Below are 6414 nucleotides of genomic sequence, written 5' to 3'. Positions count from 1 at the left end.
ATCCCCCCCCCGGGCCCCGCCTGGGGCCCGCGCCCCCCCCCCACACCCGCGGCCCCCCGGCGCCGAGTAGGGTCGGTCATGGCCAACGGTTCATGATCGAAAGGATAATCGCCATGGCGACGACACGTACCGCGACGACCCAGTGGAAGGGCGCGCTGCTCGACGGTTCCGGCAGCGTCTCCCTCGACTCCTCCGGGGTGGGCACGTTCGACGTGTCCTGGCCCTCGCGCGCCGAGCAGGCCAATGGCAAGACCTCTCCCGAGGAGCTCATCGCGGCCGCCCACTCCTCGTGCTTCTCGATGGCCCTCTCCCACGGGCTGGCCCAGGCGGGCACCCCGCCCCAGACCGTGGAGACGAAGGCCGACGTGACCTTCCAGCCGGGTGAGGGCATCACCGGGATCGTCATCTCGGTCCGCGCCCAGGTTCCCGGCCTCACGGCCGAGCAGTTCCAGGAGGCGGCCGAGACGGCCAAGGCCAACTGCCCGGTGAGCAAGGCCCTCTCGGGCACGACGATCAGTCTCAACGCCGAACTGCTGAGCTGATCACGGCCGTACGCGCACGCCGCCGATCGGGGCCGTAGGCGCGCGATCGGGCTGACCGGGGACCGAACCGCTCCGGCCGGGCACTCACCCGGCCGGACCTTCTTCAGCGGCAACCGCCTCGAACCGGTCACCCTGGGTGGTCGGCGGCGGGCCGGGCACGACATCTTCGCGGCCACGCGTGTCCTCGCCGGACACGCGTGGTCACAGCGCATGCACGGAAACGGCAGGTACGGAAAGCACGCCAAACCCCGGATACGAAACTCCTCAATACCACCTTAAAGTGACAGAGGCGAGAACACCCTGCACAGGGGAGCCTTACCAGAGGAGAATAGGGTCACATGCGCGCAGTCTGGCCGGGAGAGTCTTATCCGCTCGGCGCCACCTGGGATGGCGTGGGTGCCAACTTCTCACTGTTCTCCGAGGTAGCGGAGCGTGTCGAGCTCTGCCTTTTCGGAGACGACGACCGCGAGGAGCGCGTCGAGCTGACCGAGGTCGACGGATTCGTCTGGCACGGCTACGTCCCGGGGATCATGCCGGGGCAACGGTACGGCTACCGGGTCCACGGCCCCTACAACCCCGACCAGGGGCACCGGTGCAACCCTTCCAAACTGCTCCTCGATCCCTACGCCAAGGCCGTCGAGGGCGACGTGAAGTGGAACGAGGCGATGTTCTCGTACCAGTTCACCGATCCGGGAAACCGCAACGACGAGGACACCGCCCCCTTCATGCCGAAGAACGTGGTGATCAACCCGTTCTTCGAGTGGGGCAACGACAGGTCGCCCCGGACCCCGTACCACCAGACCGTGATCTACGAGGCGCACGTGCGCGGGCTCACGATGCGCCACCCCGCGGTGCCCGAGGAGCAGCGCGGCACCTACGCGGGACTGGCCCACCCGGCGGTCATCGACCATCTGCTGAGCCTGGGCGTCACCGCGGTGGAGCTGATGCCGGTGCACCAGTACGTCCCCGAGCACGCGATGGTCGCCAGAGGGCTGACCAACTACTGGGGTTACAACACGATCGCCTACCTGGCCCCGCACGCCGCCTACTCCGGCTCGGGCCAGCGCGGTGAGCAGGTGCTGGAGTTCAAGGCGATGGTGCGGGCGCTGCACGAGGCGGGCATCGAGGTCATCCTCGACGTGGTCTACAACCACACCGCCGAGGGTGATCACATGGGTCCCACGCTGGGCTTCCGCGGCATCGACAACCGGTCGTACTACCGCCTGCACGACGGCGACCGGCGCTACTACCTCGACTACACCGGTTGTGGGAACTCCCTCAACGTCCGCTCTCCGCACGCCCTCCAGCTGATCATGGACTCGCTGCGCTACTGGGTGCTGGAGATGCACGTGGACGGCTTCAGGTTCGACCTGGCCTCCGCCCTCGCCCGCGAACTGCACGACGTCGACCGGCTGAGCGCCTTCTTCGACCTGATCCAGCAGGATCCGGTGATCTCCCAGGTGAAGCTGATCGCCGAACCGTGGGACGTGGGGCCGGGCGGTTACCAGGTGGGCAACTTCCCGCCGCTGTGGATGGAGTGGAACGGCAAGTACCGCGACAGCGTGCGCGACTTCTGGCGCGGGAGCGGGTCCGCGCTGCCCGAGTTCGCCTCCCGGCTGACCGGGTCCGCCGACCTCTACGCCATCTCGGGGCGCCGCCCGGTGGCCTCCATCAACTTCGTCACCTGCCACGACGGGTTCACCCTGACCGACCTGGTCTCCTACGACCACAAGCACAACGAGGCCAACCTGGAGAACAACCGCGACGGCACCGACGACAACCGGTCGTGGAACTGCGGGGCCGAGGGCCCGGTGGAGGACCCGGAGATCGTGAACCTGCGCCGGCGCCAGCGCCGCAACTTCCTGGTCACCCTGTTCGTCTCCCAGGGCGTGCCGATGCTGCCGGCCGGCGACGAGTTCGGCAGGACCCAGCACGGCAACAACAACGCCTACTGCCAGGACAACGAGGTCTCCTGGATCGACTGGTCGCTGGCCGGAAGCGAGGGAGACCTCCTCGACTTCGTCAGGAGCCTGTCCAAACTGCGGCGAGAGCATCCCGTCTTCCAGCGGCGGCGTTTCTTCCACGGCCACAAGGCCGACGACGGGACCCGCGACATCGTCTGGCTCACTCCGGCCGGGGTGGAGATGTCGGCCGGTGACTGGCACACCGGTTACGCCAAGTCGCTCACCGTCTTTCTGAACGGCGACGCCATCACCGAACCGGACACGCGAGGCGAGCGGATCGTGGACGACTCGTTCCTGCTCCTGATCAACGCCCACCACGAGAACATGGCCTTCAGCCTCCCCGAGGCGAAGTACGGCAAGCGATGGCAGCACGTGCTGGACACCGCGGACGACGGTCCTGAGACGTTCCCCTTCTCCGAGGGGTCCTGGCCGGCCGAGGCCTCGGTGGAGGTGACCGGGCGCTCGGTGCGGATCCTGCGCTGCGCGCGCCTGTAGGGATCCCGTACGCCCCTCGGGCGGCGAACAGGAGAGACGGCTCTCAGACGCCGGACGCCCCCGACATCGGACTCTCGACCCCCTGAACCCTCAAGCGCCGGACTCTCAGGCACCGGACGCGACCGCGGCGGTGAGCAGGACGAGCACGAACGTCACCACTCCCACGGCGCCGTGCAGCAGGACGGCGACCACGGGAAAGCGCTGCTCGGCGCCGCGGGCGTGGCGGCCGGCGCCCAGCCAGCGGGTGAACATGGTGAAGCCCAGCAGCGCGGAGGCCGAGAGCACACCGAACGACAGCCAGGCGAAGAGCGGGTCCAAGGTGACCACGTGGACGACCCAGCAGGCCAGGGCGGAGATCGCCAGGACCGGATGAGCGAAGATCAACAACGTCGGAAAGCGAGTCACCTTGGTCGCCTGCTGACGTAGCCCTCCCCCGGAGAGCCACAGGTACAGCAGGTAGATCCCGGCCATCGCGGTGATCAACCATGTCACGATCGTGACAAGCCTCACACGACCCTCCCGTCTCTTCAAGGATGAATCATGTATCGGGAGTCATCCGAAGTCACTACAAGCCACCCCAACCGTTATCGACCATTCCGGGAAAGTTCACAGCTCGCCTCCGTGCGAAGGTAGGGCCATGCGCCTCATCCATCCCGAGACCTCCGCCGAGGTCGATCTCGCGCGGGTCTACGCCTATCCGGACGACCCGTGCCTCAGGATCAACATGGTCGCCAGCGCCGACGGCGGGACCTGGCTGAAGGGTTTGTCCGGCGAACTGTCCGGCAGGGGCGACCGCCAGGTCTTCTGGGTGCTGCGCGGGCTGGCCGACGTCGTCGTGGCCGGGGCGGCGACCGTACGGGCCGAGGGGTACGGCCCGGTACGGGCCAGGCCGTCGTGGCGCGGGCTGCGCGAGGGACGCCCCGCCGTCCCGCCGGTGGCGGTGATCACCCGCGGGCTCGATCTCGACCTGTCGGGCCCGCTGTTCACCGACGCGGACCCCGAGGCGCGAACGATCGTCGTCACCTGTGAGGCGGCCCCCAGGGAACGCCGCGAGGAGGCCGCCAGGAACGCCGACGTGATCGTGGCCGGGGGCGAGCGGGTGGATCCGGCGCTGGCGGTGAGGGAACTCGCCGAACGCGGCCTGGGCCGGATGCTGTGCGAAGGCGGCCCGAAGGTGAACGCCCAGTTCGCCGCCGCGGATCTGGTCGACGAACTCTGTCTCACGGTGAGCCCGATACTGATCGGCGGAGACGCCGCCAGGGTCCTCGACGGCCCGTCCTCGCTCGCTCGCCTGCGCCTCGCCCACGTCCTGGAGGACGAGGGGTTCCTCTTCACCCGCTACGTCCGGCGACGTGACGAGGAGACCGAGACCGTCTGAGGCCCGATCCCCACCGCGCCGAGGGCGCAGGGATGCCGAGGACACAGAGGACGGCGAGGGCTCAGGGACGCCGAGGACGCCGAGGACTCAAAGGGTCCCGTGACCTCGCCGAGGGTTCCGCGAGGCCGGGCCGGCATTCGCCTGGACTTCCCCGCACAGAAACGATATATCTCGAATATGCCACGAACCCCTTCCTCCGACGACGACCTGCGCGCCTCGCTCGAGGCCCGCAGGCATCTGGGGCCGGAATACGAAGACTCCCTCGTCGAGGGCTTCCTGGAGAAGATGGACCAGGAGATCGACAAACGGGTGGACGACCGGCTCGCCCAGGCGCGCAGGGAGAGCCCCGGGGTCCGCCCGTCCCTGGACGCCGGGCAGCGGCTCGCCCTGTCGATCATCTCCCTCGGGCTCGGGGTGCCGGGGACGGTCGCGGTGTCCTACACCGGCCTGAGCGAATCAGTCCTCATGTTCATCCTGGCGCTCATGTGGGTCGGGATCATCGGCGTGAACGTGACGTTCGCCGCCGCCCGGCGACGCCGAGGCTGACCCTCACCCCCGTTCCGGCCGCGCTCCCGCCGCGCTCCCGCCGCTTTCCCGCGCCCGGCGGGTCGAGCCCGCTCGACCGCGCCGGGCTTTTTGATCTTTGTCACAAAGATCGAGAGATACCTGTGATGTTGTTGGTTCTCCTGATTTACTCCTCGTTCATAGACAGGAAACCGGGAGTCGCGCCACGGGGGTGCGGCACGCGTGACATCCAGGAGGCCGACGCACAGTGGTCGACGTCAACACAGAGGCCCTCAAGGCCGCCACCCAGAACCTGATCAGGGTCTTCCGGCCGATCGCGGAGCAGGTCAGCACCCTGGCCGAGAACACACGGCTCAGCGCCTACCAGTGGGGCGCCATCGGCGCGGTCACGGTGGCCAACAACTACACACCGTCCCGGGAGTACCAGGCCAAGCAGGCCGCCGACTTCGTCAAATGCCTCGACGGCATCAACGCGGGACTGCTCAGCGTGGTGCACCACTACCGGGAGGCCGAACTGGCGACCGCCATTCGCGCACAGGACACGCTGAAGACGGCCGACCTCCAGGGCAAGATCGCGCTGGACGTGGCCGACCTCGAAAGGGCGACGAAGGGCAAGGCCCTGGGGCCCACCGACTGAACGGGAAGGAGGCTCCATGGCGGGCGAAGAGGCTTTCACCGGTGCCATAGCCGGGGTCGCCACCATCGGCGGGATGAAGCTCCTGGGCACCTACGGCCCCGCGTGGGCCGCCACCCTGGCGAAGATCCAGCTGGCCGGGACACTGGCCAAGCCCGCGGCGGGCGCGGCGGCCGTATGGCTGCTCGCCCAGCCGGGGGACGACCAGGCGATCACCGAGGCGTTCAACGACTGGCGTACGGTCAACCTGAAACTCCTGCACCTGCGGACGAGGGAGTGGGACAACGAGGTCAAGGCGGTTCAGGCAGCCTGGCCCGAGGGCGAGGACCGCAAGGCCTTCGACAGGTTCATGTCGATCGTCTTCCAGGAGGTCCAGCAGCTGGAGACGGCCGCGTCGCAGATGGCCACCGCGGTGCAGGGCGCCCAGTCGGAGATCCATAAGATCGTCAACAACGCCGGAACGATCGTCGACGGCCTCCTGGGCATCATCATCGCCTCGGAGATCGTCGAGCTGATCGGCAAGCAGATGATGGCCTCGGCCGTACCGCCGGTCGCCGCGCAGGGCGCCACGTTGGTGGCGATAGCCAAGGCCACTCAGGAGTCGTCCGGGCTCCTGCTGATGGGCACGACGGTCAACGCGGTCGTCGGCGCGACGGCGGCCGTCATCTTCAGCCTGGGCAACCTGACGGCACTGATGGGCGCGGACAACCAGTTCCCCCTGCCGCAGGCCAACCTCGACAGTGACGGCACGGACGGCAGGACGGACTTCGACGACATCGTGCGCAAGAGCGCGACCAGATCGCCGGGGGAAGGCTGGTCCTACACCTGATCGCACATGACGCGGGGCGGGGACATGACGTGTCCCCGCCCCGCGTC

General features: G+C 68.3%; 7 protein-coding genes. 6 read left to right on the top strand and 1 reads right to left on the bottom strand.

Annotated elements, in window-relative coordinates; genetic code table 11:
• Positions 1-113 precede the first annotated feature (113 nt).
• Positions 114-542: an OsmC family protein gene (locus ABT352_RS21825; protein WP_329083919.1), complete on the top strand. Its 429-nt coding sequence runs from the start codon at positions 114-116 to the stop codon at positions 540-542.
• A 338-nt stretch (positions 543-880) separates the two neighbouring features.
• The gene (glgX, locus tag ABT352_RS21820) at positions 881-3001 is read left to right on the top strand and encodes a glycogen debranching protein GlgX (RefSeq protein WP_350946712.1); all 2121 of its coding nucleotides are present in this window, start codon (positions 881-883) and stop codon (positions 2999-3001) included.
• A 105-nt stretch (positions 3002-3106) separates the two neighbouring features.
• Here the strand turns inward: glgX and ABT352_RS21815 are convergent, their stop codons facing one another.
• Positions 3107-3493, bottom strand: coding sequence for a hypothetical protein (locus ABT352_RS21815; RefSeq protein WP_350946711.1), 387 nt, complete (start codon positions 3491-3493; stop codon positions 3107-3109).
• Between the two features lie 145 nt (positions 3494-3638).
• Between ABT352_RS21815 and ABT352_RS21810 the strand changes: the two genes are divergently transcribed.
• The 4 genes from ABT352_RS21810 to ABT352_RS21795 all read left to right on the top strand — a co-directional run bounded on the left by ABT352_RS21810 (position 3639) and on the right by ABT352_RS21795 (position 6367).
• Positions 3639-4379 (top strand): pyrimidine reductase family protein, encoded by a 741-nt coding sequence (locus tag ABT352_RS21810; RefSeq protein ID WP_350946710.1) that lies wholly within the window; start codon positions 3639-3641, stop codon positions 4377-4379.
• Positions 4380-4556: 177 nt separating this feature from the next.
• Positions 4557-4925, top strand: coding sequence for a hypothetical protein (locus ABT352_RS21805; RefSeq protein WP_350946709.1), 369 nt, complete (start codon positions 4557-4559; stop codon positions 4923-4925).
• Between the two features lie 226 nt (positions 4926-5151).
• On the top strand, positions 5152-5541 hold the full coding sequence (locus ABT352_RS21800) for a hypothetical protein (RefSeq protein ID WP_350946708.1): 390 nt from the start codon (positions 5152-5154) through the stop codon (positions 5539-5541).
• Positions 5542-5557: 16 nt separating this feature from the next.
• The gene (locus ABT352_RS21795; protein ID WP_350946707.1) at positions 5558-6367 is read left to right on the top strand and encodes a hypothetical protein; all 810 of its coding nucleotides are present in this window, start codon (positions 5558-5560) and stop codon (positions 6365-6367) included.
• Positions 6368-6414: the final 47 nt, after the last annotated feature.

Origin of the sequence: Streptosporangium sp. NPDC000563 (assembly GCF_040299985.1) — a bacterium.
Taxonomy (GTDB): Bacteria; Actinomycetota; Actinomycetes; order Streptosporangiales; family Streptosporangiaceae; genus Streptosporangium.
Note: the sequence above shows the minus strand (reverse complement) of the source record. Positions and strands in the feature narration are given on the sequence as shown.